This window comes from Pseudomonas sp. OST1909 (assembly GCF_015277575.1).
Lineage (GTDB): Bacteria > Pseudomonadota > Gammaproteobacteria > Pseudomonadales > Pseudomonadaceae > Aquipseudomonas > Aquipseudomonas synxantha_A.
On sequence record NZ_CP063780.1, the window covers coordinates 4,052,368 to 4,078,136 of the forward strand.

Here is a 25,769-nt window from a genome sequence, read left to right on the forward strand (position 1 = left end):
GCACTGCGTACTTTGCAAACTTGCGAAAGGAAACGAGCCCGTCATGATTCTGCCCTGGCTAATCCTGATCCCCTTTATCGGCGGCCTGCTCTGCTGGATGGGTGAACGCTTCGGCGCCACCCTCCCCCGCTGGATTGCGTTGCTGACCATGTCCCTGGAACTCGCACTCGGCCTCTGGCTGTGGGCCCATGGCGACTATTCATTTGCTCCGGCACCGGGTGTCGATCCCACCTTCGCGCTTGAATTCAAGCACGTGTGGATCCAGCGCTTCGGCATCAACGTGCACCTGGCCCTCGACGGCCTGTCTCTGTTGATGATCCTGCTGACCGGCCTGCTGGGTATCCTCTCGGTACTCTGCTCCTGGAAAGAGATCCAGCGTCACGTGGGCTTCTTCCACCTGAACCTGATGTGGATCCTGGGCGGCGTTGTCGGCGTGTTCCTGGCGCTGGACCTGTTCATGTTCTTCTTCTTCTGGGAAATGATGCTGGTGCCGATGTACTTCCTCATCGCGCTCTGGGGTCACAGTTCTTCGGACGGCAAGAAAACCCGGATCTACGCGGCGACCAAGTTCTTCATCTTCACCCAGGCTTCCGGCCTGATCATGTTGGTGGCGATCCTGGGCCTGGTCCTGGTCAACTTCAACAGCACCGGCGTGATTACCTTCAACTACGCCGACCTGTTGAAAACCAAGATGTCGCTGACCACCGAGTACGTGCTGATGCTGGGCTTCTTCATCGCCTTCGCGGTGAAGCTGCCAGTGGTGCCGTTCCACTCCTGGTTGCCTGACGCTCACGCCCAGGCGCCGACTGCCGGTTCCGTGGACCTGGCCGGTATCCTGTTGAAGACGGCGGCCTACGGCCTGCTGCGTTTCGCCCTGCCGCTGTTCCCGAATGCCTCGGCCGAGTTCGCGCCGATCGCCATGACCCTGGGTCTGATCGGGATCTTCTACGGCGCGTTCCTGGCCTTCGCGCAAACCGACATCAAGCGTCTGATTGCCTTCTCGTCCGTTTCCCACATGGGTTTCGTACTGATCGGCATCTACTCCGGCAGCCAACTGGCGCTGCAAGGCGCAGTGATCCAGATGCTGGCCCACGGTGTTTCGGCCGCTGCCCTGTTTATCCTCAGTGGTCAGTTGTACGAGCGCCTGCATACCCGTGACATGCGTGAAATGGGTGGCGTGTGGTCGCGCATTGCTTACCTGCCGGCGATCAGCCTGTTCTTCGCCGCTGCATCCCTGGGCTTGCCGGGTACCGGTAACTTCATCGGCGAGTTCCTGATCCTGATGGGTGCCTTTGTGCAGACGCCGTGGATCAGCGCCATTGCTACCTCCGGCCTGGTGTTCGGTTCGGTGTACTCGCTGATCATGATCCACCGCGCCTACTTCGGCCCGGCCAAGTCCGACACCGTCCTGCAAGGGATGGATGCGCGCGAACTGATCATGGTGCTCGGCCTTGCGGTGTTGCTGATCTTCATCGGCGTGTACCCGCAACCGTTCCTGGACACTTCTGCCGCAACGATGCATGGCGTGCAGCAGTGGTTCGGCACCGCCTTCTCTCAACTCGCTTCGGCCCGGTAAGAGCGCTATGGAATTCACGATCCAACACTTTATCGCGCTTGCGCCGCTGCTGATTACCAGCCTCACCATCGTGGTGGTGATGCTGGCAATCGCCTGGCGCCGCAATCACTCGCAAACGTTCCTGCTGTCCTGCGCCGGGTTGAACCTGGCCCTGCTGTCGATCATCCCGGCCCTCAAGGTCGCGCCACTGGCGGTCACGCCATTGATGATGGTCGATGACTTCGCGTTGCTGTACATCGCCCTGATCCTGGTGGCGACCCTGGCGTGCGTCACCCTCGCCCACGCTTACCTCGGCGAAGGCGGCACCGGCTACCCGGGCAACCGCGAAGAGCTGTACCTGCTGATCCTGCTGGCTGCGGCCGGCGGTATCGTGCTGGTCAGCGCGCAGCACCTGGCCGGCTTGTTCATCGGCCTGGAACTGCTGTCGATCCCGACCTACGGCCTGGTGGCCTACGCCTTCTTCAACAAGCGCTCCCTGGAAGCCGGTATCAAGTACATGGTGCTGTCGGCCGCCGGTTCCGCGTTCCTGTTGTTCGGTATGGCCCTGCTCTACGCAGAAGCTGGCAGCCTGAGCTTCACCGGTATCGGCCACGCCCTGGCTGCCACCAACAGCCCGGCGCCGATTGCCCAACTGGGCCTGGCGATGATGCTGATCGGCCTGGCGTTCAAGCTGTCGCTGGTGCCGTTCCACTTGTGGACTCCGGACGTGTACGAAGGCGCCCCCGCACCGGTGGCCGCGTTCCTGGCAACTGCGTCGAAAGTGGCAGTATTTGCGGTGATGGTGCGTCTGTTCCAAATCTCCCCTGCCGCCAACACCGGCGTGCTGAGCAACGTGCTGACCGTGATCGCCATTGCGTCGATCCTGTTCGGTAACCTGCTGGCCCTGACTCAGAACAACCTCAAGCGTCTGCTGGGTTACTCGTCCATCGCCCACTTCGGCTACCTGCTGATCGCCCTGGTGGCGAGCAAAGGCCTGGCCGTGGAAGCCATCGGCGTGTACCTGGTCACCTACGTGATCACCAGCCTTGGCGCATTCGGCGTGATCACGCTGATGTCCTCGCCCTACAAAGGCCGTGATGCTGATGCCCTGTACGAATACCGCGGCCTGTTCTGGCGCCGTCCGTACCTGACCGCCGTACTCACCGTAATGATGCTGTCGCTGGCCGGTATCCCGCTGACCGCGGGCTTTATCGGCAAGTTCTACATTGTCGCGACCGGTGTTGAAGCCCACGAGTGGTGGTTGGTAGCGTCGTTGGTACTGGGCAGCGCCATCGGCGTGTTCTACTACCTGCGCGTGATGGTCACCCTGTACCTGATCGAGCCAAACCTGCGCCGTGTGGATGCCGAGCTGCATTGGGAACAGAAAGCCGGTGGCGTGATGCTGCTGGCCATCGCCGTGCTCGCGTTCTTCCTGGGCGTGTACCCGCAACCGTTGCTCACCCTGGTGCAGCACGCGGTGTTGGGGGTTTGATCGCTTAGATTGATGCAGTAAGCAGAACGGCGCCTTTGGGCGCCGTTTTGCGTTTTCAGGGCAAGAGTAGGTGCTCTGGTCACCAAATGTATTGACTGCCCCGCCGCCTTCGCGAGCAAGCCCACACACACATTTGGATCGAGGAGCGTCAGTTGGATACTCATGGGCTCACCGCGGTCCCATGCCACGCTAGCATCGCGAATGGTCTGACCCGATACACAGCGACAGCTGACATCTGTGCTCCGTCCTGCCTTCGAAAAGTGATCAATTCATACGCAACCTACGTAGTGATCAGCACAAAACGCACTATTGCTTCAGAGTTGATCGAAGGCTTCGACGCCCTGGCCGACGAACGCCAGGGCAAAATCACCCTGCGCACTCACCAAGTGCACCTCAACAAACTGGCACCGCTCACCGCAGACGAGGTGATCGCCGTGCGACAGCAACTCAACCTCTCCCGGTCGGTATTCGCCATGTACTTGCGTACGAACATCCGGACCCTGGAAAACTGGGAACAAGGCCGGGCCAAACCCAACGCCCAGGCCGTCACCCTGATCCGCCTGGTGGCGCGCTTTCCGAAAACCGTGGCACAACTTGCTGCACTGGGCTGACCTGCAAAAGCATCGAGTAGTAGGCTGCTTCCATTGACGCCACAGCACACAGCGGAGTTTGTGTCGTACCCTTGCCGGGTGTGTAGAGGACTTTCACCTCCAAGTCATTCGACTCACCACCATAGTGAGTCGAACAGCACCAGGCATGGCGGTTTCGGCCGCAAGCGTAAACGCCAGATGCAGATCAATATCAACATAGGCATTCCATACGCCGCAGTTGGTGTCCTCGACTAAACGCTTCTAGCGTTGAGCACCCGCGAAGAAAAATATGTGAACCACAACGACAACGGAACGTCGGCTTATATGCAACTGGATATTACAGTCTTGTATATGAACCAATACTTTTAGAAATCAACGATGGAGCGAAATGTAGGAAATGCCAATCAGACCGATCCGATAAATACCTGGAAAAACACAGGAAGACTCAACTGAAAAATAATACAGCTCAAGAAATAATATTGACAATCACAATAGACGCTCATACGGTTTAAGTGCATCGCAAATCTGCGAAGGCAATAATCATGAGGAACTATATATGAGACGAGTAATTTTGCGGCGCCCTACCCTAGAGAAAACCTCATTAGATTGAATAAAATCAAGAAGCGCGAGGGGTTTCGACCCATTGCGCCGATATGCTTAGAAGAATGTATGGCTGAATACTTTCGCCCGTCTAACCCATCCCCTTTCATGCTGGAATTTCGAAAAGTTATTTCATCTAAAATTCCAGCCGTAACGCACGTTGATAACTCAGCGCGCCCTCAATCAGTCAATAAATCGCAGAATCTTCGTATGCATCAGTTACTGAGCGCCTATCGTGATATATCAGGAGTCGGCGTACTTTGTAACACGTCCCTGAACTTTAACGGCCGCGGTTTTATAAATAGGTTGAGCGACCTGTATCGATTCGCCAGTGAACATGGACTCGACGGCTTCGTGTTTGAAGACAAACTTTTTCTCAATTCAGATCGGCATGATGAAAACGTCAAGTAAGCTTATTTACGTGCAAGCGCTATCCAGCCTATCACTATGGCTTGATATTTTTTTGATCTTCACGGTCCCCGTCTATCTATGGCATGCATCTCCTTCATCGATAGCGTTCCTGGCTTTTTGCCTGGGTGCCCCAATGTTGTTTCTTGGCCCTATCGTTGGAACGCTGATAGATCGACATGACGTAAGGAAGACACTATTATTTGGTGCCATACTGCGCACACTATCTACTGTAGCACTCGCAGTGTCTCCAGACCTTCAGAGCTTTTTGTTTTTGGTTTTATTCAAAGGCGTGTCAAACCTATTTTACTTCCCTTCGATAACCATCATGGTTCGACAACTGATACTTGCCGAAGAGCGCAAATCATTTTTCAGTCACGTCAGTGTATTTGATCAATCCTCCAAAATTCTTGCACCATTACTTGCAGGTATGTTAACGGCAGTATTATCACCTAAGGATTTATTCTTTTTGTCGGCTGCCGCCACTTCATTAACCTTTCCACTCCTAAGGTCTATTTGCCTGGCATTCCGAATGCAAATTAATGACTCCTCTACGAAAACCCTTCCACTCTATCGCGACATAACAAGAGGAATTTCTATTTTCAAAGCCTTGCCATTTCAACTACGCATAGGCTTTTTATACTCCCTACTGACATCGCTGGCTTTAGGAATTTACGACCCGCATTTGGCGTCCTTTCTAGCCTACGAAGGCTTACCTCCAGTTAATTTTTCAGTGATCGTTTCCGCAACCGCCGGAGGCGCGATATGTGCCGCACTGTTGATGAAGTTCAAATTGAGCAATATCGATGAGATTCTACTTCGATCACATGCATTATTTATTTTTTCTGCAGCATTAATCCTGACCGCAATTTTAGTATTTTTCCAAGTACCTGGAAGAGCCTATCTCTATCCGCTGATTTGGTTTTTGAATGGTTTAAGTTATGAGTTATTAATCATATCGTCCAATATAATACTTCAACAATTATGCCCTTCTGATAATATCGGAAGAGTATCCATGTCTTTCAGAAGCATCCAAATGCTATGCGTTATAATTGGACCTTCTTTAGGGACAGTGCTAATAATTGCAGGCGGTCGTCCAGCCCCTTTTGTTGTGGCTGCATGCGTGGCTTTTTTAACTGCATCAGTATCAATTGCGCTCTATCTATATTTGTATAAAAAACAAGCACATACACCTGTCGGTTAGTGCCGAATCAAACGATCACCCAGTGAATCCCCTATTACTTTAAGTTACCTAATCAAGTCCAAGATCGAGTAGGCTTGCGCGCAATGCGCCATGCCTGGCCCACCCAAAAAACGCCCCGAGCATTCGGGGCGTTTTTACAGCGTAAACAGCGTCAGAATGCGATACCCACCTTGAAACCATACTCATCACGCTTGAGCTTGGTGTTATCGGCCACATAGGAATCGCCGTCGAGCTTGTACTCGGTGCGGGTGTAGTACAGGCCCGCCATCACTGGCAGATCGCCCTTCTGGTTCATCAGCAGGCTGACTTCGGCATAAGGGTTGGTGCGGTCCTTGAGGTCCACGCTGTCGCTGCCAACGCCGTCTACCTTGAGTTTGGCGCGGCCATCGATGGTGTGACGGGCGCCGGCTTCGACGCGCAGCGTCATGTCATCGAACTGGTGGTTGTAGCCCAGGGCTGCCTTGGCAAACGGCGACTTGTTGGTCAGCTTCATATCGTAGCCATTGGTGTCCGGCTCATAGCGGGTCCAGGTGTAGCCACCGCCTACGATCACGTCGACGAAGTTGCGCGCATCCAGCGCGGCACGCCAGCCGAGGTCGAGGTCAGCCTGGCCTTCCTTGAGTTTGTTATCGCTTTTTTCGCCGTACTTGGCTTCGATACCGGCCTGGTAGATGAAGCCGGATTCGGCGGTGAGCTTGTTGCCGAAGTTATAGAACAGGCCCGCTTCAGGCATGTGGTCCTTGTCGCTTTCGCTACCGCCTTCCAGTTTGAAGTCGTTGTAGCTGCCCAGGATCCCGAACGTGGAGATCGGGTCGGTGGAAGGTGCAGCGAACACCACGCCAGGCGCAGCTACCAGGGCCAGCAACGAGGTGTTCTTGAGAAATTTTCCGAATAGTTTGGACATCGTTTTACATCTCCATTTTAAGGTGGGCAAAGTATTCAGGAATCGGTTCGAACCTTGGCATTTGCAAAAAGTTCGAACTGATTTGCACCAAAATGGAGAAAAAACGGTTCAGCGAAGGCTCTATCTCAATATTCTTCAGGATTCGTGCGGATAAGGCTTTCAACGGCTTCGCGAAGTTGAGGCTGATCCGGCAGCTGAATCCCGAACGTGTCGTGCAATAGCGCCAGCAACTCGTCGGCACTCTGAAGCGTGCGCTTTTCACTGGGCCGATCCAGGTAATGAAGCGCATAGTGGGCGTTGGCCAAGGTATGACGTTTACCGGGGGCAAGCAGCGCGGCTTTCAACTGCCCCACGAACGGCGACCCAGGGTGCGTGGAGACGTACCAGTTGCCGATTTCGTAGTCGATATCTGCCTGCACTTGCAGATCGAACACGTACAAGCCGCGCCACTCTTCACCGACCTGGGCCCACAATGTGTAGCTGCCCTGATTGCATGTCAGGCGAAAAGGCTCATGGGCAGTGGCCTGGGGCGCTTCGTTGTCCAGTTGCAACGGGCTGCTGGGGACCATGCCACCGAAGCCGACATCGGTGATATAGCGCACGCCGTCGAGGGTCACCAGGCTCAGACGATGAGTACGGCCGGTGTGGGCGTCCGGTGGCCCGCCAATCACCACACGACCGGTAATGCCGCGAGCCTCATAGCCCAGCTCCTGCAACAAGGCCAGGAACAGCTGGTTCAACTCATAGCAATAGCCGCCGCGTCCTTGGTGCAACACCTTTTGCGTGACGCTTTGCAGGTCAATCGGCACCGGCGCATGCATCAGGGTCGACAGGCTTTCAAAGGCAAAAGTGCAGACATGGCGCAGCTGCAAGTCCCGCAGGGTCTGCAAGGTGGGTGCCGGTGGCGAGGCATAGCCCAGGCGTTGCAGGTACAGGCGGCTATCCGTGGGTGTGAGCATGGCGCGATCCTCGGGCGCAGGGCAAGAGCGTCACTATGCCGCGCCACCGCGTACGTTGTCATTTTGAATGAACCTTTTAGAACGCTGGCCTATCCATCTATAACAAGACAGGGAGGCAACATGAGTACCGCAAAAATCTACACCATCCACTATCAGCTACACGGTAAACCCAAGTCTTTCGTGGTGCGCGCCGAGGTGATGAATAACGCCGAAGCCTGGCACTGGGCGGCCGTTGATGCCGACATTGCCCATGTCAGCCGCATCGGCCGCGTCGGTCACGAGCAAGTGAAAAAAACCACCCGGCCCTGGGCGGAAAAATACGGCATCACCGACGTCAGTTGGACCCCACCCAAATAAACAAAGCCCCGCACGACGGCGGGGCTCGGTTCACTTCTTCAAGTCGCCCAACGGATCGTAGGGCGGCTTTTTCTCAGATGACTTTTTCTCATCCAGCGGCGCAATAGCCGGACCTACCGGGTCGACCTGAGGGTCGGCCACATCTGGCGAGTCCGGGTCGAAACCCAGCTCATCCTTGCCACTGGCGTGCTCGTTGGAGTGGGGACCATCGGTACGTTTGTTCATCACATGCTCCTGCTAAAGCGGCCGCGCTTTGTCGTGGAGGTTTTCCAGGTCTTGTTCGACGTGCTCGACATCATTGTCGGGGCCACGCTCTTTGGGATCGTTGGGGCGCAAAGCATCGTTGTCGCGCTCCTCCTCACCCGGCGTGCGGTTCGGATCCGGTGTACCTGGCGGTGGCTGCTTGTGTTCAGACATGATGGCTTACCTCATGAGGGGCTTCACAGGTTTAGAGAAACCGTGCGCAGTCATCGTTCAACTTCATTGCTGCAAGCATGAGAAGATGACCGCCCTTTCTGGAGACCTGACCCGGATGTTCGAGCTCAAACCCTGCGACCCTGTCACCTACCGTCAACAGACCCGCCGCAGCACGCTGATCGTGGCCGTGCTGTTCCTGGCCCTGGCCATGCTGCTGTCGAGCCTGGCGGTGATGCTGTTTGGTGAGCCTGGGGGGGACAACTTTCGCTTCAATGTCGGCGGTGTATTTGCCGGGGTGTTGATCACCGTCGCACTGGTGCGTGGCCCGTTCTGGTCCCAGCCCTGGCTCGCGCCGGCGGTGTACGGCTGGCGGCTCAAGCGCAGCCTGATGAGCGTGACCAACGTAATGCACAAGGTCACCGAGCGGGTACAAGCCAACGACCCGGCCGCCATCAAACTGTTGCGTTTCTATCACCTGGGGCTGACGCAAATGCATGAGCTGGATGCCAACTCCAGCGCCCAGGCGCAACTGGTCGGCGAGATTGACGCACACAAGGCCAAGATGCACGCCCTGGGGATCGATACCGAGCAAACACGGTTTGACCCCGCGTGGCTGGAAACCCTCAAAAGCACTTGAAACGTGCCTCAGGCAGCAAGCAAAAAGGCTGTTAACAAACCAAACTCAGGTCCAGACGCCCTTCCCTGACCGGGGGACACCAGTAATAGCCACCGGTCAATGGCTTACTGATGCGGTACAAACCATCGACAATCCCATCCTCCAACCCGCTCATACGCCGCAACTGCGCTTCAAATGCATCGAAGGAATGACCAAACGCGAGGAACATCAATCCTGCCTGGCCATTCTCGGCCCAAGGCATCGAGCGGCGCACCACGAAGGCTTCCGGGGTGAAGCTTTCCTGGGCTGTGCGCTTGGTGTGGGCCGATTCCGGAGCGTCGTCGAGTTCTTCGTTGTCGCCATGGCGGCGGCCGATGATGTGGTCACGCTCTTGGGCAGGCAACGCGGCGAACCCGTCGAGGTCGTGCTGCCATTGCTGGATAGCGGCAAAGCTGGCACCGCTGTCGGTCAAGGCGGCCTCCACGGCAGCATCGTCGTGAGGGTTTTCGGTGCCGTCTTCGTAGTCGGTCAGGTCAAAGCCGGTCTTGTAGCGGAAGCCTTCAGTCGATTGCACCAGGCGAAACGCCGGGGCCAGGGCTTTCTCGATGGCACGACTACGCAGCAGCAACTCGCCACGATCCGCCCCATGCAGCCATACCCACAGCGCCTGTTGAGTCGAAGGGTTGTCAGCGCCAGGGCCGCTGACGGCGGGGAATGCACGCAGCCCTTCAATTTCGGCGCCCAGCGCCTTTACCAGCGAATCACCGAAACCGACCACGGCCGCCGCATCCGTCAACTGCACCAGCGCGTCCAGCGCCGCGGGCACGGCTTGCAGGGAATCGAGGGCGAAAAACAGATGGCGGGCCTGCAAAGGCACCGGTGCGGCAAGAATGCCCGGCTGGTACTGACTCATGTGAACTCCTTCTGAAAAGCCGCGCAGTTTACCCGGCGCGCACCGCGCTGCGAACAACAATGCGCGTAAGCCTTGCCTTAGAGCCGCTAGTTGGGTGACTCTCTAGTCATGTTTTGCAACTATTCCAGGGGTAGCGACATGACCACCAGCAACCTGCTCGCCCAGCTGTTTCCCACTTCCGTCGCCCAGATTCCCGAGCAATTTCGCCTGACGGCGCCCATTGAGCAGCGTGACTATCTGGTTGATGGCCAGCTGCGGGTGTGGAATGGCCCGCTCGCTCGCGTGCAAAGCCCGGTGCAACTGGGCGACGAACGCGTGCATATCGGCAGCACGCCATTGCTGGACGCCGACACCGCCCTCACCGCCCTGGATGCCGCCGTGCGTGCCTATGACCGCGGCCAGGGTGAGTGGCCGACGATGCGCGTTGTCGAACGTATCCAGCACGTCGAGGCATTTTTGCGGCGTATGCGCGAACAGCGCGATGCGGTGGTGAAGCTGCTGATGTGGGAAATCGGCAAGAACCTCAAGGACTCGCAGAAAGAATTCGACCGTACCTGCGACTACATCACCGACACCATCAACGCCCTCAAGGAACTCGACCGCCGTAGCAGCCGCTTCGAGCTGGAACAGGACACACTCGGGCAAATCCGCCGCGTACCGCTGGGCGTGGCGCTGTGCATGGGGCCTTACAACTACCCGTTGAACGAGACCTTCACCACACTGATCCCGGCGTTGATCATGGGCAATACCGTGGTGTTCAAACCGGCCAAGCTCGGTGTGCTGTTGATCCGCCCCTTGCTGGAGGCGTTCCGCGACAGCTTCCCGGCCGGGGTGATCAACGTGATCTACGGCAGCGGCCGCGAAACCGTGAGCGCGCTGATGGCCAGCGGCAAGATCGACATCTTTGCCTTTATCGGCACCAACAAGGCCGCCAGCGACCTGAAAAAGCTGCACCCCAAGCCGCACCGCTTGCGAGCCGCCCTGGGCCTGGACGCGAAAAATCCCGGCATCGTGCTGCCCGAGGTGGACCTGGATAACGCGGTGAGTGAAGCGGTCACCGGTTCGCTGTCATTTAACGGCCAGCGTTGCACTGCATTGAAGATCCTGTTCGTGCATGAAGATGTCGTCGATAGCTTTATCAAAAAATTCAACGCCAAACTCGCGACGCTCAAGCCCGGTATGCCCTGGGAAGACGGCGTGGCGCTGACGCCACTGCCGGAAGTGGGCAAGGTGGATTACCTCAACGAACTGGTGGCGGATGCCGCCCGACACGGCGCCCAGGTGGTCAATAGCGAGGGCGGCAGCAGCCGTGGTTCGTTCTTCTACCCGGCGGTGCTGTACCCGGTGAACCCACAGATGCGCGTCTACCATGAGGAGCAATTCGGCCCGGTGGTGCCGATCGTGCCCTACCGTGACCTGGAGACCGTGATCGACTACGTGCTGGACTCGGATTTTGGCCAGCAGTTGAGTATCTTCGGCACCGACCCCGTCGCCGTCGGGCGCCTGGTGGACACCTTTGCCAACCAGGTCGGCCGCATCAATATCAACGCCCAGTGCCAGCGCGGGCCGGACACCTTTCCGTTCAACGGCCGCAAGAACTCGGCCGAGGGAACGCTGTCGGTGCATGACGCCTTGCGCGTGTTTTCGATCCGCACCCTGGTGGCGACCAAGTTCCAGGAGAGTAACAAGGCGTTGGTCAGCGATATCCTGCGCAACCGTGACTCGAGCTTCCTGACGACCGATTACATTTTCTGAAGCCAACCCCGTTCCAATGTGCAGACAGGTCAGTGTGGGAGCTGGCTTGCCTGCGATGCCGGCGCCTCGGTCTTTCAGTCAGGTCGCGGTGATGCTATCGCAGGCAAGCCAGCTCCCACATTGAGTCGAGCACATTCATACATTTGAGGCCACTTCAATACCGATGAACCTGCCCATTTTTGCCCGGCGCCTGCTGCGCCCCCTGCTCGACCCGTACCGGCGTTTTCGCCACGCCAAGCTGATCCACGCTGCGCGCGTATCCGTCGGTTTGCTGGCGACCATCCTGCTCACCAGCGGCCTGAGCCTGCCCCACGGCGAATGGGCATCGGTGACCATGCTGATCGTGATCGGCGGCTTGCAGCACCATGGCAATATCGGCAAGAAAGCCGTGGAGCGCGCTTACGGCACCTTGATCGGCGCCAGCGTCGGTTTACTGCTGGTGGTGCAACAGGCTTACTTCGGCCTGCCACTGTTGACCTATCTGTTGATGTCGGTGGTGTGCGGGTTCTTTTCCTACCATGCCATCGGCAAGGGCGGTTACATCGCGCTGCTGTCGGCGATCACGGTGTTTATCGTCGCCGGCCACGGGGACAATCCGATCTCTGATGGCTTGTGGCGTACCGTCGATATCCTGATCGGCATCGTACTGGCCCTGGCCTTCTCCTTCGCCCTGCCACTGTATGCGGTGTACTCATGGCGCTACAACCTGGCCAGTGCATTGCGTGATTGCGCGCAGATCTACAGCCGCATCATCGGTGGCCAATCGGTGACCGATGATGAACACCTCAAGCTGCTCAACCGCCTGAATGCAGCAATGTTGCAACTGCGCTCGTTGATGCCGTCGGTGTCCAAGGAAGTGCGGATCTCCATGACCGAACTGGACGCGATCCAGCGTCACCTGCGCATGTGCATCAGTACCCTGGAGATTCTCGGCAATACCCGGCCAGATCCGCGCGACAAGCAGGCCACGGCGCGGATGCAGGTGATGCTCAAGGCCGAGCACCGGCAGATTCGAGTGCAGTTGGTGGGGATGGCGCGGGCGTTGAAATCGGGGGTCACCGAGCGCTTGGAGCGCACAGGCCCCAGAGCTGGCAGTGAGTCTGCATTGGATGCGCCGGTTTACAGTGCGCTGGATGGGTATCGATTATTGACGGTGCAATTGGCAGCGAATGTCGATGCGATGCGTCAACGCTTGGCCAAAAGCGCTGGCCGCTGGAAGATCTGAATAGGTGAACGCCTCGACTATTTTATGGCCGTCACACATTCACACTTTCTCTTACATATTTTTCACGATTTGTTCACATCCCAGAACGTAGGGTAAAGCCTCATCCGTTACAAACGTTGCATATCAAGCCCGCCGCCCCAGCGGGCTTTTTTTTGCCTGCACTATGGCAATCAGTGTTTCTTTATCCAGACCATTCGTCGCCACTGTCATTTCTCACAGCTATCCCATTCGTCTTCCGAGACGCTTAATTCCTCCAGTGAGCTAATTAATTTGCGGAGGGATTTTTCCATGAGCCAAAACACTGACCTTTCAGTCGTCACAAACGCCGCGCCATTGCCCGTGATCGACTCAGGGCAATTGTCAGAGTCGGCAGAAGAGGCCATTGACCTGTCCGGCCCCCGGCCCCTTAACCGCAGCTACTTCCTACCGCCACAGTCAATCCAGGGCACCATCACCTCCGATAGCTTTAAAAACGTGCCGTTCGAGGTGTTGCCCCTCTATATTCCGGGCTTGACGCAAACAGTCGTCGGCTTCGATGGTGGCATAAACAAAGCGGCTCTGGAGGTTCATCGGGACCTGGGGCTGTTGTGCAACCTGTTGGCCTACCTGAATATGGCTAAGGACGACTTCGTAGAGCTGTTCAGCGAAGACCTGCTAATCCCTGTCGCGACCTATAACGTCACCCAGGATGACGTCGACAAGAGTCGTATGATTCCGTTGTACATCCCTCGAACCCGTCTTCCTGATGGTCCGGTCAACCCGGTGTTCATGAGAGTGACTCGCCTCGGTGGCACGCCCAAAGAAACCAAACACTTCAATCTGAAGGTCGATACCGTGGCCCCCGCTGGTCGCAACCCGATCGGCAGTACGCTGCAAAACGAAAACCTGCCGATTCCGGTGTTCCCTGAGCACATCATCATTTTTGGAGTGACGCAGGCCGACGCACAAAAGGGGGTACCGGTTACCTTCAAGTTCTACCCGGTCGATGCGACCCAGGAACCCAGCACCTACCGGGCCACACGTGACCGTATTCGCTTGCGCATTAATGGGATCGCGGCGCCCATCCTTCCGCTCACCGAAAGCCAAGCCTCCGGACGTGAAGACATCACCTTCACGCTTTATGATGGCTTCTGGAAGCAGGTACGCAGTGGTTCCCATGTGTGTGAATATGAAATCATCGACGAGGTCGGCAACGCGTCCCTCGGCTGGTCACCGGCGCTGCTGTTGAATGTCAGGCTTGACGACGGGGCTGAGCCGCTCTTACCCAAAGCGCTTGTGCTCGAAGCCCCGAACAATACCCTTGACCACGATCAACTCAATGGGCGCGATGCAACCATCTTTATTAACACCCCAGGCCCGGACTTTGCCCTTGAGGATGTTGTGCGTGTAACCGTCAAGGGCCGTTCGAGCGGTGGCGTTATCACCACCACCTACAACTCTCCACCGCTTACCTCACTGAGCTTTATCACCCTGCCCTTCCCGAATGCCGACCTGCGCCCCCTTATCAGCGGGCAGTTCCAGCTGTCCTATGAGCGCATTCGCAGCGACGTGCCCAACCGTTACTCCGACGGCAACATCTTTAATGTCATCGGTACGCCCATCGATATGCGCCTGCCGCCACCCGTAGTGCTGGAAGCGCCCGGCGGCGTCCTCGACCCACAATCACCGCTTGTTAACATTGTTGTCAGGGCGTACCCCGAACTGGGCCAGGACCCCTTTGATCTGGTGATTCTGATCCTCGAGGGCACGAAAGCCAACGGCACTCGCTACTACGACGAAATCTACGAATCTGCGGGAGGGGGCGATGTGTTATTTCCCATTGCCAACGGCCCGAACGGCGTGATTGCCGGTCTTGAAGGCGGCACACTCAGGCTTCTTTATCAGGTGGACAATGGGGATGACGTGCGCACTTCAATGGACGTGACAGTCAACGTCGGCAACGCAGTGGCCTCATTGCCGGAGCCTGAGGTCATGGAAGCGCCGGCGCCGCTGTATCAATTCGACCCCGAACAATCCACCGAGCACGCCAATATCGTGGTCAAGAGTAACCCTGACTTTCTGCTCAACGATATCGTGACGCTTTACTGTGAGGGCAGCGCGCCTGGCGGAACAGCACCTGCGCAGGCGTTTCCGATACGGCGTCAATGGGTCGGGCGAGATCTGCGCTTCAAACTGGAGCGTAGCTACATCCTTGCCAATATCGACAAGACCATGCGCATCTACTACACGCGCTGGCGCGAAAACGTACTGACGCGGTTTTCTCACGCGGTGAACATAAAGGTGGGCTCCAAGCTCGAACTGAAAGCCCCCACCGTGCTCGAGGCGACGCCGACAGGCCCGGACCAGGCCAGCCTGGACCCATTGCACGTGCTGCCGCCTAATCGACCGGTGGTGACTATTCGCGTGGTATCGGACAAGTTCCCTCCTGGGTCGGATATCAAAGTGTTCATCGTCGGCAAGCCGGGTGTCGGCATGCCGAATATTCCGGCCAAACCCGCCACGCCCGAACCTGGAGAAAACTACGTCAGCTTCACCGTGCCACATGCTTTTGTGGCAGCGTATCTGGCCGATAAATGCACGATTTATTACAACCTTATCGAGACCAGCAAGACCACCAAGTCCGATGAGTTGACATTGATGATCCAGGCACTGTCAGCGCAAGAGTGGAATTTGGTGAGTGTGCCCAGTGCGCCCTCCGGTGTGATCGATACCAGTAAATCCCATCGCATAGAAGTGCGGGGATGGCGGTTCATGAAAGCTGGACAGCCCGTTTATATTGACTTGTGCAGTAGCCAATACCATGAACTACGAACCGGCGCAGTGGTGAGCCCTGGTGAGGCCAACGCCAAACTGATCAGCGCAGAAATACCATCGAGTTATCTGCGCTCATTGAAAGAGGGTGACCCACTGGACGTGCATGTATTTGTAAACTTGGAAGAACATGACGACAAGGCCTCAGCACAACCGTTGAAGCCTGTGAGCTATACAATAAAAAAAGTATCAGGGGAAATCGTGGGCAACGTAACGGTCAGGAATGGGCCGACATACCTTGCCATTAGCTCGGATGATAAACGGGTGTACGTTGCCAGCACGGGAACTGGCGGCTATGGCATTACCGTATTCGATGCAGATGGGGGTGAAGTTATCAGTACCCATCCGCTCTCATATCAACCGCGCGGAGTGGCGCTAAAACCTGACGGCAACGTGCTTTATGTAAGTATTTCCAATGCCAGATACCAAGCGCCCAATTTTTTGAACGACGTACTGGTATTGAATACCAGTTCTTGGGCAACAATAAAAGCGATAGCCACTTACCAAACTGGTGAGCTATGCATCAATAACGACGGAACGAAAATATATGCCGGAAGCAGCGCCTACTACTTCATTAGAACCGCAGGCACTCCTTGGTACAATCATACCTCTTCAGTAATAAGTACTGCCTCTAACACGGTCACGGCTCACTTCAATGCATACGAATCGAGCGGTAGCACTATCCATGCCCCGGCACTAGGGCTCAATAGACAGTCAACCATTACTTATGGAACGTGGGGATCCACGAGTATGAGAGTTCACAATGCAATTACGTATGCGGACTTCGGTTCTGGGCCGTCTCCAGGAGGGGTACTCACCGCCTTTGCTCACAGCCCAGTCAACTCAAGGCTTTACGCTACGGTAGCCGATGCCAATAAACTACTGGTTCTCGACAACAGCACTAATGTCCCGACAACTATTAGAAGCATTGACGGCCTCAAAACTCCATGGGGTGTAGCGGCCAACCCTCGCACTGGCGTTATCTATGTGACCGAAAGATCTGGCAATACGGTAAAGTTGTACGACAGCGAAACATTCGAACTCATCAACACCCTCGAAGGCTTCGACCAACCCAGAGCTATTGTGGTCAACTCAGAGGGAACGAGGATGTTTGTCGCTAACTCCGGAAGCAATACCGTCACCATTGTGGATCTTTAACAACGCAAGCATCACCAATGAAAAAGCCCTGATTGGTTCAGGGCTTTTTTCATGTCTGCTACACCTGATAGGCAAGAGTTAGCTCACACCGGGTCAGCGTACCGCTTGTTCACGAATCGCCCGTTGAGTATCCAGCACCTTGGCCAACGCGGTTTCAGCTTCCGGGCTTTGCTGCGGCACTCGAATCGCCGCCGACACCAAGGTAATCAACTTCGCCATCACCTCCGCATCCGTCGCCGGGCGGCCCAGGCTCATGGAGTTCATCAGCAGGCGCAGTTCGGTGCCGGCCATGACCCCGGAAATGGCCTTGAGGGCAAATTGCAGGCGCACGCCCAGCTCATTACGCGGCAAATCCGGCAAGGCCAGGGCGAAGGCTTCGAAGAAGCGCTGGAACACCGGCTGGTAATGCACCTTGAGGTATTCCTGAATGAACGGCGAGGTGTCGCTGTAGACCCGGCCAAGGAAGCGAATGAACGAACGCCCTTCCCCGCTGGCCGGATCGCTGCGCTCCAGGCCCATGGCCGGGGCGAACAGCACGCCGAGCAGCGTGTCGCAATCCAGCGGGCCATCGGATTCGGCTTCACAGCGCGCCAGCAGTTCCAGGCGCTGCTCGTTGAGCGGCTCCAGACGTTGCATCAGCAGGGTTTTCATCAGGGAGTCCTTGTCCCCGAAGTGGTAGTTCACCGCCGCCAGGTTGACCTGTGCGCGTTCGGTTATCTGGCGTAGCAACACGGCGTCGTAGCCGTACTTGATGAAGAGGGCCTCTGTCGCATCCAGCAATCGAGTCTTGGTAACGTTTGGAGCGCTGAGTTTCTTCGCGACCATAAGGGTTCCACGGCGGAAATATTGTTTTAAAAAATAATTTGATTTTTTATACCGGGGCGGCCCGGCGAAAGCAAGTAGTGACACTCCGCCATATCACTAAAAGCCTGTATAACCGGGCTATCGAGACCGATTGAAAGCATTTCTGCCGGTCCGAAACCTGCATTCGGCAAAACGTTTCAAAGGGTAAAACCGCTCTACATCCATGGCTGGCGAAGCAGATTGAACGCAGGTACTATTCAAACAATATTTTAAAAACAAGAAATAAAACCAGTCCGTGACGCGTACAGGCAGCTCCCGAACTTGTTACAAGGATTTTCCGGGGGCATGGCAGTACCGTCGTGACTGCAGGCGTAGTCATGATGACAGACACCCCCACGCAACCCGGCTTGATCTCCCTGCAAGGCATCGGCAAGCGCTATCAGCTCGCCGGGCAGGAACTGAGCATTCTCAATGACGTGTGCCTGTCCATCGCTCGCGGTGACAGCTGCGGCATCCTCGGTGCCTCCGGTTCCGGCAAGAGCACCCTGCTCAATATCCTCGGCCTGCTGGACCTGCCCAACTGCGGCCAATACCACTTTGCCGGTCACGATATTTTCAACGCCACGCCCGACGAACTGGCCGCGATCCGCAACCAGCAGATCGGTTTTGTGTTCCAGAGCTTCAACCTGCTGCCACGCCTGAGCGCCCTGGACAACGTCGCGCTGCCCTTGAGTTATCGCGGCGTATCGCGGCATGAATCGGTGGAACAGGCCCAGCGTATGCTCGATCAAGTCGGCCTGGCCGAGCGCGCCCACCATCGCCCGGCCGACCTCTCCGGCGGCCAGCGTCAGCGCGTCGCCATTGCCCGCGCACTGGTCGGCAAACCCTCGGTGATCCTCGCCGACGAACCCACCGGCAACCTCGACAGCGCCACCGCACAGGAAATCATGGACCTGCTGCTGAGCCTCAACCGTGAGCAGCAGGTGACGCTGATCATCGTCACCCACGACGCCCACATTGCCGAGCGCCTGGAGCGCAAGATCCTGGTGCGCAACGGTGTGGTGCACGAGGCCGGGCGCCTATGAGCCTGCGGGTCGAGCAGAGCCTCAGCCAACTGCTGCATGAAGCCTTGATCAGCCTGCGGACCCTGGGCAAACGTTCGATCCTGGCGCTGCTGGGCATTGTGATCGGCAGTTCCTCGGTAGTGGCGCTGATCAATATCGGCCACAACGCGGCGGTGGATGCCGCGATGATCTTCAAGGACATGGGCACCGATACCCTCATCGCGCAGTTCCCGCCCAAGGGCAGCAGCAATGTGCCGATGCGTACCCAACTCGACCTCGACGCCGTACGCCTGGCCGTACAGGGCATTGCCCATATCGGCGCGCTCAGCCTGTTCAGCGGGCCCATTGTGTTTCATGGACGCACCACTAATGCCAACCTGGTCGGCAGCACGCCGGGTATACAGGCCGCCATGCGCCTGGCCGTGCGCGAGGGGCGCTTCCTGTCGGCCTTCGACGCCAGCGAAACTTTCGCTGTGATTGGTGACCCACTTGCCCAGGCCCTCAGTGCGCCGGGCGACCCACTGCAACTGGGCGACCGCGTGCGCATCAACGACTACCTGTTTCTGATCGTGGGCATCCTGCACGACCAACCCCGGGCCATGCTGATGCCGGTGCAGGCCAACGAGTCGTTGTTTATTCCGGCCGAAGGTATGCGTCGCATCTATGCCAGCCCGCAGATCAGCAATGTGATCATCCGTGCGGCGCCAGGGCAGGACATGGAGCGTATCGCGAGGGACGCCGCCGCTGCGCTGCAACCCCAACTCAGCGACCACGACGTCAATATCACGGTGCCCCAGCAGATGATCGACGGCATGACGCGCCAGAGTCGCACCTTCGCCTACCTGCTGCTGGCCCTTGGCGCGATTTCCCTGGTGGGCGGCGGTGTCGGGGTGATGAACGTGATGCTGATGAACGTCTCGGAGCGCCGTCGCGAGATCGGCATCCGCATGGCCCTGGGCGCACGTCAGCGCGATATCCGTAACCTGTTCCTGCTCGAAGCCGTCACGCTCACCGCCGTGGGTGCGCTGTGCGGTGCGGTGCTGGGCATGACCGCCGCCTGGCTGTATGCGTGGCTGTCGGGCTGGGCATTTGCCCTGGCGGTGGCCGCCCTGCCCCTGGGGGTGGGCAGTACGTTACTGGTAGGTTTGTTCTTTGGCATCTACCCGGCGGTCTCGGCCTCGCGGTTACAGCCGGTGGAGGCCCTGCGCGATGAATAAGTGCGGGCTGCTCCTTCTGCTGATCAGCCTGCCGGGCATGACTGCCGAGATGGTTATCAACCCTTCGGCGCCCAGCAGTACCCGCAGCGGCTACGAGCGCGGCGTGTCGCTGAATGCCCAGGCCACCACCATGACCCTGGGTGACGCGGTGTACCTGGGCCTGCGCAACAACCCGGCGATACGCAGCGCCTACCTGCAACGGGTGGCACAGAAGTTTGACCTGCGTGTCGCCGAGGACGTGTTCAACCCCAAGCTCACCCTCAACAGTAACTACCGTACCTCTCGTGGCTCTCAGGACAACGTGCGCAACGCCAACCTGGCGCCGACCAGCAGCCTGCTCGGCGAATACGGCACGCGCTTGAGCATGGCCTGGACTCAGCAGTTGAACAACGCCAACCGCGCCGGCCGTTACCGCAGCGACGGGCTCGACCTAGCGATCATCCAACCGCTGATGCGCGGCGCCGGCTGGGACGCCACCACCGCGCCGCTGCGCCTGTCGCGCCTGGCCGAGCAGGCCAACCGTTTGAACCTCAAGGCCACCGTGGCGCAGACCATCAGCCAGATCATCGCCACCTATCGCGAACTGCTGCGTGCCCAGGAACAACTGGTGATCGTGCAGGACGCACTCAAGCGCTCCAACACCTTGCTGGACGTGAACAAGGCACTGATCAGCGCCGGGCGCATGGCCGAGTTTGAGATCGTCCAAACCGAAGCCGACATCGCTACCCAGCAATTGGGCGTGGAAGAAGCCCGCAACCAACTCGACACCAGCCGCCTGGCGTTGCTGCGCCTGTTGGCCCTGGACCTGTCGACACCGGTGCGCGCCACCGAAGCCCTGGAGGCCAACCCCATGGAAATCGACCAACGCCAAGCCTTCACCCTGGCGCAGAACCAGCAACCGGAATACCTCGCCGCCCTGCTCGGCAGCCAACAGGCCGACCTCAACCTGGTGATCGCCAAGGACTCCGGGCGCTGGCAAGTGGACCTGGTGGCCGGCGCCAACCAGGTACGCGCCGCCACCGACAACAACAACGGCCATGACAATAACCGTACCTGGGACAGCTACGCCGGGGTGCAGGTGCAGATCCCCATTGGCGACATCAGCACGCGCCAGGCCGAGGTACGTGCACGAGTGAACGTCGAGGACCAGGAAATCCGCATTACCGATGCGCGCCAGGAGCTGGAGCGCAACGTCAACAACGTGGTGCGTGACCTCGGCACCCGCTGGCGCCAATATGAAATTTCCAAGCGTGCCGTGGAGTTGTCACGGCGCAAGATCGAAATCGAACGGGAAAAACTCAGTGCCGGGCGCTCCACTAACTTCCAGGTGTTGAGCTTCGAAACCGACCTGCGCAACGCCGAAAACGCCCAGCTCAACGCGCTGATCGCTTATTTGAACGCCCAGACCCAGCTCGATCTGACCCTGGGCATGACGCTGGAAAGTTGGGAAATCGCCCTCAATGACTACTAAGAAAAAAACGCTGCTGGTCGTTGTTTCGATCCTGCTGTTGGCTGGCGCGGCAATCGGTCTCCTCAACCAGCGCAACGGTGCCGAGCAGGCAGGTCCGACCGAGCAATGGCTGGAGGTAAAACCCGACCCGCTGGTGCACCAGATCGGCCTGGTGGGCAAGATCGAGCCCGACACTACCGTCACCCTCACGGCGCCGTTCGACGGCAACGTGTTGGCCAACCTGGTCGAACAAGGCCAGCGCGTCGAGGCCGGCCAGGTGCTGTTGCGCATGGACCCGGCGACTCTGGAAGTGCAACTGCGCGATGCCCTCTCCGCCCAACTCAAGGCCCGGCGCACTGTGCAGGAAATGCAGGACTGGAACAGCAGCCCCACCGTCAGCCGCGCTCGTCGTAGTTTACGCACCGCCGAAATGACCGCCGGCAATACCCAGCGCAAACTTACCGAGAGTGAAAACCTGTTCAAGCGCGGCATCATTCCGCGCAACGAGCTGGACGATCTCAAGCAGCAAACCCAGCAGCAGCAACTCGACCTGGCAGCGGCGCGCAGCGAACTGCAACAGGCCCAGGACCAAGGCAGAGGCGAATACCGACAGATTGCCGAAATGGAGCTGACCAATGCCACGGTAAAATACGAAGCCTTGCAAAAACTCCTTGAAGGCAAGGAGGTCAAGGCGCCGTTCTCCGGCATCGTGGTGCCCGCGCCCGGCAGCAGCAACACCGCCCAAGGGGGTGGCAACAACAACGCGCCGGTACAGGCCGGCAGCAAGGTCAGCCAGGGTCAGGTGCTGTTTGGCCTGGCCAATATCGAGCGCCTGAAAATCGTCGCCAAGGTCTCCGAACTGGACATCAACCAGTTGCACCAGGGCCAGGCGGTGGAAGTAATGGGCGATGGATTTGACGGCGAACGGCTGACCGGCTCAGTCAGCGTGGTCAGTGGCTTGGCCATCGCCAGCGACAACCAGGGCAGCGCGCAATTTCCGGTGACCCTGTCGATCCCCAAGCTGACACCACAGCAGTTGCAACGGGTGCGTCTGGGCATGAGTGCGCGGCTGACCATCGTCACCTACAACAATGACCAGGCGCTCGTGATTCCCAGTCAGGCGATCCAGGCAGATATGACGGTGGAGTACCGACCAGCGATGGATAAACCGGTAGAGCGGGTGAAGGTCACCACCGGGCAATCGACGCCCCAGGGCGTTGAGGTATTCGGACTCAAACCAGGCTTCGTGAAAACCTCAAGATAAGCGCAGATCAACCTGTGGCAGGGGGCTTGCTCCCGATAGCGGTGCATCAGCCACAAATGCATTTACTGACACGCCCTCATCGGGAGCAAGCCCCCTCCCACATTTGTTTTTCGTTGCTTTGAGCATTGACGTTCACTTCGCGGATCAGGGCTTGCTCACCTCCCCCATTTAGATCTGTGTGAGCTTGGTTGCCAGTGCCTTGGCCTGAAGCGCCACATCCGTCACCGCCGTACTCTCCCACCACATGCCCCGCAACGGCGGCCCCATGGCAAATAGTCGCTGGCTGACCTGGCCTTGGGCATCCAACACTGCACCGTGCGCATGCGCCGCAATCCCCAACGCCAACGGCCCGGGCTGGATCAACCCGCGCTTGAGCAATTGCTGCGGCAACGGCCGGGCCACGCGGCGCCAGTCGTACTCGATGCCGCTGGAGTTGATCAGCGCCGCTCCCGAAACCTGTGTGATCCCCTGCTCGCCACGATAGCGCACCGCAATGGCAACCCCCTCATCCGCAGGCACCAGCCCCTTGAACGACGCCGCACGTATCCGCAACCGCCCTTCTTCCTGCAAGCGCGCCACCAACTGCGCACTCAACGGTGGCGAGCGGTGGTGATGGCTTTCCCACCATGGCCGCACATGTCGCACGAACTGGCGCTTCTGAATTTCACTGGCCTGGCTCCACAAGCGTGCGATGTGCCCGCGCACAGTGTCCAGCGGCGCCTGCCAGTCGATGCCTTGCGCCAGCGCGAACCGACATTGGCGTCGCACCTCGCGCAGCAATTGCCGCGGGCTACGCAGGCGGTGGTCCGCGGCCAGGAAGTCGTCCCAACCCGGTGGTTGCCGCCGCACATGGGGCAACAGGCCGTGGCGTGAAAAAATCTCGACAGGGCCGCGATGCCCAGCCTGTTCCAGTGAGACCACGGCATCGACCATGGTCAACCCGGAGCCGATGATCAGCACCGTTGATTGCGGGTCGAGCTGAGTCATGGACTGCACGTCCCAGGGATCCAGCGCGGCGGCGTTCAGCCCAGTGGACTCGGTCTGTGGCGTGCGCGCTGCCGGAAACATGCCGGTGGCCAAGACCGCGAAGGAGCCACGCAGTTGCTCGCCATTATCGAGGGTGACCCGCGTCGACGTTGCATCGACTTGCAGGTCGACCCCTTCAGCACGGATATGCTCGACGATCGAAGTGGATAGCGCCTTGGCCTCGGCCAGGCGCTGTTGCGCATACAGCCCGAAAATCCCCCGCGGCGGGAACAGTTCGCTGACCGGCACGTGCTGCTGGTCCGACTCCGGCCACTCACCGCCGGCGATGTAGTCGGTGAGCCATTGGGTCAGGTCGTCGGCATTGTCCGGGTCTACACTCATGCGCGCCGCATTGCCGTTCAAGGTGTGGCCCAGCTCGACTGCGCTGTAGGCCTCGCCGCGCCCCAGCTCAGCACGCGGCTCGATCACCAGGATGCGCCGCGTGCCCGGCAGGCGCAGCAGCTGCACGGCGAGCATCGTGCCGCTCAGGCCACCGCCGATAATCAGTACATCAGCGTTGTGGGAGGATTCACTCATGCAGGTTCGCCTCACATTCCGTCCCTATACTGCCTCCAGCGCAAGTGTGCCGGTTACTTTGGACCCCGCCGAGGAGACAGTACACCTCAATAAAGCGCAAAGTGGTACACGAATCGTCACCCTTACAAATGGCGATATGAAAGTCAAAGGCACGACGAAACGGCGCAAGGCCAACGCAACAGGTTCAGTGACCTGCAATATCAGCGATGCCGTCAACCGGACCTATCGGTCGATGGAGACCCACTGTTGTTTCCAGCTCCGCAAGTTTAAGCAATTAGACTCGTGACGCACAAACCGAAGGCGCTGGTAAGCGCCTACGGTTTTAACTGCTAAGAAAGCGGTTCAGCGTATGACCTCATACTCTGCGACAGGGGATTGCACCACATTACCCGAGGGGGAAGTGATCATGTAACGGGCTGACGCCGCCCCTAGAACGAACGCCTCCGCCGGCAGCATGAAAATAATTGGCCGACCAACGTCGCTGGCGCTCACCACATAAAATGCCTTCCACTCGTCAATGCTGCTCTTGTAGAACACCGTCAACAGATCACCCTCTTCCATCCCTTCGTAAGCGTCGACTACATAAGTGCCGCCGTTTACTACAGCAGTAAGATGAATAACCGTGCCGACGGCTTCCTGAATGTAGGGTGGATTGATCGAGGCGCTGGTGACCGTAACAACTTTGTGCAGTTTCGTGATCATCTTGAAATCTCCATTTTCTGATAACGCTGGCGTCGCCCAAATTGCCGAAGCAACTCAAGACTCACTGGCGGGCGAATGGAGTAAACATGTATTTTCAGGTTTGCTCTACTGTGAAAACTAACAGGTATAAACCAGTTGACGGCCCGGTCAGATCACCACATTACGAACAAATCGCACCGCCACATCACCCTCATTGCGATAGCCGTGGGATTGGCGGCTGGCGAACATGTAGAACTCACCGGCCGCGACGGTGTGTTCTTTGTCGTCGAGAATCAGGGTCAATGCACCTTCATACACGAACAACTGCACACTCCAACCTTCCGGGTCCGGCTCGGGGCTGTAGCGATCCCCCGGCTCCAGGCGCATCTCCCACAATTCCACTTCGCGCCGGGCGTTGGCTTTGGCGAGCAGTACGGCTTTGCTGCCGGGTATATCGCCGGCCCAAGCCAGCTCATTGATACGACTATGGTCAGGCGCATCCGGTGCCTGGATCAAGTCGCTGAACGCCACCTCCAGCGCTTCGGCCACGCGGTCGAGGGTGGACAAGCTGACGTTCTTCTCCCCCGCTTCAATCGCCACCAGCATGCGCCGGCTGACACCGGATTTTTCCGAGAGCGCGGTCTGGCTCAGGTCCGCTGCATGGCGCAGGCGACGAACGTTCTGGCTGACATGCTGCAGGACCGAAGCCCGTTGCGGATTTTCTTTGTGCACTATATTGCTCAATAGGTGGGTGTGCGCAGT

General features: G+C 58.1%; 23 protein-coding genes. 14 read left to right on the forward strand and 9 right to left on the reverse strand.

Translation table 11 applies throughout. The features are described 5' to 3' along the window. Positions 1-43 precede the first annotated feature (43 nt). The 4 genes from nuoM to IH404_RS17490 all read left to right on the forward strand — a co-directional run bounded on the left by nuoM (position 44) and on the right by IH404_RS17490 (position 5,849). On the forward strand, positions 44-1,576 hold the full coding sequence (nuoM, locus tag IH404_RS17470) for an NADH-quinone oxidoreductase subunit M (RefSeq protein ID WP_005789127.1): 1,533 nt from the start codon (positions 44-46) through the stop codon (positions 1,574-1,576). A 7-nt stretch (positions 1,577-1,583) separates the two neighbouring features. Beyond that, complete coding sequence (nuoN, locus tag IH404_RS17475; protein ID WP_005789129.1) at positions 1,584-3,047, forward strand: NADH-quinone oxidoreductase subunit NuoN; 1,464 nt, start codon at positions 1,584-1,586, stop codon at positions 3,045-3,047. A 290-nt stretch (positions 3,048-3,337) separates the two neighbouring features. Next, positions 3,338-3,658, forward strand: coding sequence for a transcriptional regulator (locus IH404_RS17480; protein ID WP_157264221.1), 321 nt, complete (start codon positions 3,338-3,340; stop codon positions 3,656-3,658). Between the two features lie 973 nt (positions 3,659-4,631). Next, positions 4,632-5,849: an MFS transporter gene (locus IH404_RS17490; RefSeq protein WP_242462671.1), complete on the forward strand. Its 1,218-nt coding sequence runs from the start codon at positions 4,632-4,634 to the stop codon at positions 5,847-5,849. A gap of 151 nt (positions 5,850-6,000) precedes the next feature. Here IH404_RS17490 and IH404_RS17495 read toward each other — a convergent pair whose 3' ends face one another. Both IH404_RS17495 and IH404_RS17500 read right to left on the reverse strand, forming a co-directional pair. Then, positions 6,001-6,753 carry an outer membrane beta-barrel protein gene (locus IH404_RS17495; RefSeq protein ID WP_194438592.1) on the reverse strand — a complete coding sequence of 251 codons (753 nt, stop codon included), beginning with the start codon at positions 6,751-6,753 and terminating at the stop codon, positions 6,001-6,003. Positions 6,754-6,878: 125 nt separating this feature from the next. After that, complete coding sequence (locus IH404_RS17500) at positions 6,879-7,712, reverse strand: arylamine N-acetyltransferase (RefSeq protein WP_032880611.1); 834 nt, start codon at positions 7,710-7,712, stop codon at positions 6,879-6,881. Positions 7,713-7,832: 120 nt separating this feature from the next. On the opposite strand from IH404_RS17500, the gene IH404_RS17505 reads away from it, so the two are divergent. Then, positions 7,833-8,069, forward strand: coding sequence for a DUF6555 family protein (locus IH404_RS17505; RefSeq protein WP_005789137.1), 237 nt, complete (start codon positions 7,833-7,835; stop codon positions 8,067-8,069). Between the two features lie 30 nt (positions 8,070-8,099). Here the strand turns inward: IH404_RS17505 and IH404_RS17510 are convergent, their stop codons facing one another. Next, positions 8,100-8,294 carry a DUF6021 family protein gene (locus IH404_RS17510; protein WP_005789138.1) on the reverse strand — a complete coding sequence of 65 codons (195 nt, stop codon included), beginning with the start codon at positions 8,292-8,294 and terminating at the stop codon, positions 8,100-8,102. Between the two features lie 12 nt (positions 8,295-8,306). Further along, positions 8,307-8,486 (reverse strand): hypothetical protein, encoded by a 180-nt coding sequence (locus IH404_RS17515; protein ID WP_005789140.1) that lies wholly within the window; start codon positions 8,484-8,486, stop codon positions 8,307-8,309. 115 nt (positions 8,487-8,601) lie between these two features. On the opposite strand from IH404_RS17515, the gene IH404_RS17520 reads away from it, so the two are divergent. Beyond that, positions 8,602-9,123 carry a DUF3087 family protein gene (locus IH404_RS17520; RefSeq protein ID WP_005789141.1) on the forward strand — a complete coding sequence of 174 codons (522 nt, stop codon included), beginning with the start codon at positions 8,602-8,604 and terminating at the stop codon, positions 9,121-9,123. Between the two features lie 31 nt (positions 9,124-9,154). On the opposite strand, the gene IH404_RS17525 is transcribed toward IH404_RS17520, so the two are convergent. Next, entirely contained in the window at positions 9,155-10,015 is an 861-nt protein-coding gene (locus tag IH404_RS17525) for a Dyp-type peroxidase (RefSeq protein WP_005789143.1), read from the reverse strand. A gap of 138 nt (positions 10,016-10,153) precedes the next feature. On the opposite strand from IH404_RS17525, the gene IH404_RS17530 reads away from it, so the two are divergent. From IH404_RS17530 to IH404_RS17540, 3 genes are all read left to right on the forward strand, one after another. Continuing rightward, a complete protein-coding gene (locus IH404_RS17530; RefSeq protein WP_005789144.1) occupies positions 10,154-11,770 on the forward strand; it encodes an NADP-dependent glyceraldehyde-3-phosphate dehydrogenase in 1,617 nt (538 codons plus the stop codon). A 163-nt stretch (positions 11,771-11,933) separates the two neighbouring features. Further along, a complete protein-coding gene (locus IH404_RS17535) occupies positions 11,934-12,995 on the forward strand; it encodes an FUSC family protein (protein WP_005789146.1) in 1,062 nt (353 codons plus the stop codon). Positions 12,996-13,283: 288 nt separating this feature from the next. Next, positions 13,284-16,964 carry a YncE family protein gene (locus IH404_RS17540; protein ID WP_194438594.1) on the forward strand — a complete coding sequence of 1,227 codons (3,681 nt, stop codon included), beginning with the start codon at positions 13,284-13,286 and terminating at the stop codon, positions 16,962-16,964. Positions 16,965-17,057: 93 nt separating this feature from the next. Here IH404_RS17540 and IH404_RS17545 read toward each other — a convergent pair whose 3' ends face one another. Then, a complete protein-coding gene (locus tag IH404_RS17545) occupies positions 17,058-17,789 on the reverse strand; it encodes a TetR/AcrR family transcriptional regulator (RefSeq protein ID WP_005789149.1) in 732 nt (243 codons plus the stop codon). A 356-nt stretch (positions 17,790-18,145) separates the two neighbouring features. Between IH404_RS17545 and IH404_RS17550 the strand changes: the two genes are divergently transcribed. Genes IH404_RS17550 through IH404_RS17565 form a run of 4 tightly spaced genes read left to right on the forward strand, consistent with a single transcriptional unit; the run spans position 18,146 to position 22,763 of the window. After that, the gene (locus tag IH404_RS17550; RefSeq protein ID WP_032803604.1) at positions 18,146-18,853 is read left to right on the forward strand and encodes an ABC transporter ATP-binding protein; all 708 of its coding nucleotides are present in this window, start codon (positions 18,146-18,148) and stop codon (positions 18,851-18,853) included. Further along, positions 18,850-20,049, forward strand: coding sequence for an ABC transporter permease (locus IH404_RS17555; RefSeq protein WP_194438597.1), 1,200 nt, complete (start codon positions 18,850-18,852; stop codon positions 20,047-20,049). Before IH404_RS17550 ends, IH404_RS17555 begins: the two co-directional genes overlap by 4 nt. After that, positions 20,042-21,520 (forward strand): TolC family protein, encoded by a 1,479-nt coding sequence (locus IH404_RS17560; RefSeq protein WP_194438599.1) that lies wholly within the window; start codon positions 20,042-20,044, stop codon positions 21,518-21,520. Before IH404_RS17555 ends, IH404_RS17560 begins: the two co-directional genes overlap by 8 nt. Continuing rightward, positions 21,510-22,763: an HlyD family efflux transporter periplasmic adaptor subunit gene (locus IH404_RS17565; protein ID WP_194438601.1), complete on the forward strand. Its 1,254-nt coding sequence runs from the start codon at positions 21,510-21,512 to the stop codon at positions 22,761-22,763. The genes IH404_RS17560 and IH404_RS17565 overlap by 11 nt, the downstream gene beginning before the upstream one ends. A 168-nt stretch (positions 22,764-22,931) precedes the next feature. Here IH404_RS17565 and IH404_RS17570 read toward each other — a convergent pair whose 3' ends face one another. Further along, the gene (locus IH404_RS17570) at positions 22,932-24,326 is read right to left on the reverse strand and encodes an FAD/NAD(P)-binding protein (protein WP_005789157.1); all 1,395 of its coding nucleotides are present in this window, start codon (positions 24,324-24,326) and stop codon (positions 22,932-22,934) included. Here IH404_RS17570 and IH404_RS17575 point away from each other — a divergent pair. Further along, positions 24,325-24,612 carry a hypothetical protein gene (locus IH404_RS17575; protein ID WP_032803606.1) on the forward strand — a complete coding sequence of 96 codons (288 nt, stop codon included), beginning with the start codon at positions 24,325-24,327 and terminating at the stop codon, positions 24,610-24,612. The two genes, IH404_RS17570 and IH404_RS17575, sit on opposite strands and share 2 nt — an antisense overlap. A gap of 56 nt (positions 24,613-24,668) precedes the next feature. Here the strand turns inward: IH404_RS17575 and IH404_RS17580 are convergent, their stop codons facing one another. Next, entirely contained in the window at positions 24,669-25,028 is a 360-nt protein-coding gene (locus IH404_RS17580; RefSeq protein WP_005789158.1) for a hypothetical protein, read from the reverse strand. 147 nt (positions 25,029-25,175) lie between these two features. Further along, a complete protein-coding gene (locus tag IH404_RS17585) occupies positions 25,176-25,739 on the reverse strand; it encodes an XRE family transcriptional regulator (RefSeq protein ID WP_005789160.1) in 564 nt (187 codons plus the stop codon). Positions 25,740-25,769 lie beyond the last annotated feature (30 nt).

Bases quoted from the DNA above. Each gene is read 5' to 3' on its own strand.
- nuoM (WP_005789127.1), top strand. From the start codon at position 44: ATGATTCTGCCCTGGCTAATCCTGATCCCCTTTATCGGCGGCCTGCTC.
- nuoN (WP_005789129.1), top strand. From the start codon at position 1,584: ATGGAATTCACGATCCAACACTTTATCGCGCTTGCGCCGCTGCTGATT.
- IH404_RS17490 (WP_242462671.1), top strand. From the start codon at position 4,632: ATGAAAACGTCAAGTAAGCTTATTTACGTGCAAGCGCTATCCAGCCTA.
- IH404_RS17495 (WP_194438592.1), bottom strand. From the start codon at position 6,753: ATGTCCAAACTATTCGGAAAATTTCTCAAGAACACCTCGTTGCTGGCC.
- IH404_RS17500 (WP_032880611.1), bottom strand. From the start codon at position 7,712: ATGCTCACACCCACGGATAGCCGCCTGTACCTGCAACGCCTGGGCTAT.
- IH404_RS17505 (WP_005789137.1), top strand. From the start codon at position 7,833: ATGAGTACCGCAAAAATCTACACCATCCACTATCAGCTACACGGTAAA.
- IH404_RS17510 (WP_005789138.1), bottom strand. From the start codon at position 8,294: ATGAACAAACGTACCGATGGTCCCCACTCCAACGAGCACGCCAGTGGC.
- IH404_RS17515 (WP_005789140.1), bottom strand. From the start codon at position 8,486: ATGTCTGAACACAAGCAGCCACCGCCAGGTACACCGGATCCGAACCGC.
- IH404_RS17520 (WP_005789141.1), top strand. From the start codon at position 8,602: ATGTTCGAGCTCAAACCCTGCGACCCTGTCACCTACCGTCAACAGACC.
- IH404_RS17525 (WP_005789143.1), bottom strand. From the start codon at position 10,015: ATGAGTCAGTACCAGCCGGGCATTCTTGCCGCACCGGTGCCTTTGCAG.
- IH404_RS17530 (WP_005789144.1), top strand. From the start codon at position 10,154: ATGACCACCAGCAACCTGCTCGCCCAGCTGTTTCCCACTTCCGTCGCC.
- IH404_RS17535 (WP_005789146.1), top strand. From the start codon at position 11,934: ATGAACCTGCCCATTTTTGCCCGGCGCCTGCTGCGCCCCCTGCTCGAC.
- IH404_RS17540 (WP_194438594.1), top strand. From the start codon at position 13,284: ATGAGCCAAAACACTGACCTTTCAGTCGTCACAAACGCCGCGCCATTG.
- IH404_RS17545 (WP_005789149.1), bottom strand. From the start codon at position 17,789: ATGGTCGCGAAGAAACTCAGCGCTCCAAACGTTACCAAGACTCGATTG.
- IH404_RS17550 (WP_032803604.1), top strand. From the start codon at position 18,146: ATGATGACAGACACCCCCACGCAACCCGGCTTGATCTCCCTGCAAGGC.
- IH404_RS17555 (WP_194438597.1), top strand. From the start codon at position 18,850: ATGAGCCTGCGGGTCGAGCAGAGCCTCAGCCAACTGCTGCATGAAGCC.
- IH404_RS17560 (WP_194438599.1), top strand. From the start codon at position 20,042: ATGAATAAGTGCGGGCTGCTCCTTCTGCTGATCAGCCTGCCGGGCATG.
- IH404_RS17565 (WP_194438601.1), top strand. From the start codon at position 21,510: ATGACTACTAAGAAAAAAACGCTGCTGGTCGTTGTTTCGATCCTGCTG.
- IH404_RS17575 (WP_032803606.1), top strand. From the start codon at position 24,325: ATGCAGGTTCGCCTCACATTCCGTCCCTATACTGCCTCCAGCGCAAGT.
- IH404_RS17570 (WP_005789157.1), bottom strand. From the start codon at position 24,326: ATGAGTGAATCCTCCCACAACGCTGATGTACTGATTATCGGCGGTGGC.
- IH404_RS17580 (WP_005789158.1), bottom strand. From the start codon at position 25,028: ATGATCACGAAACTGCACAAAGTTGTTACGGTCACCAGCGCCTCGATC.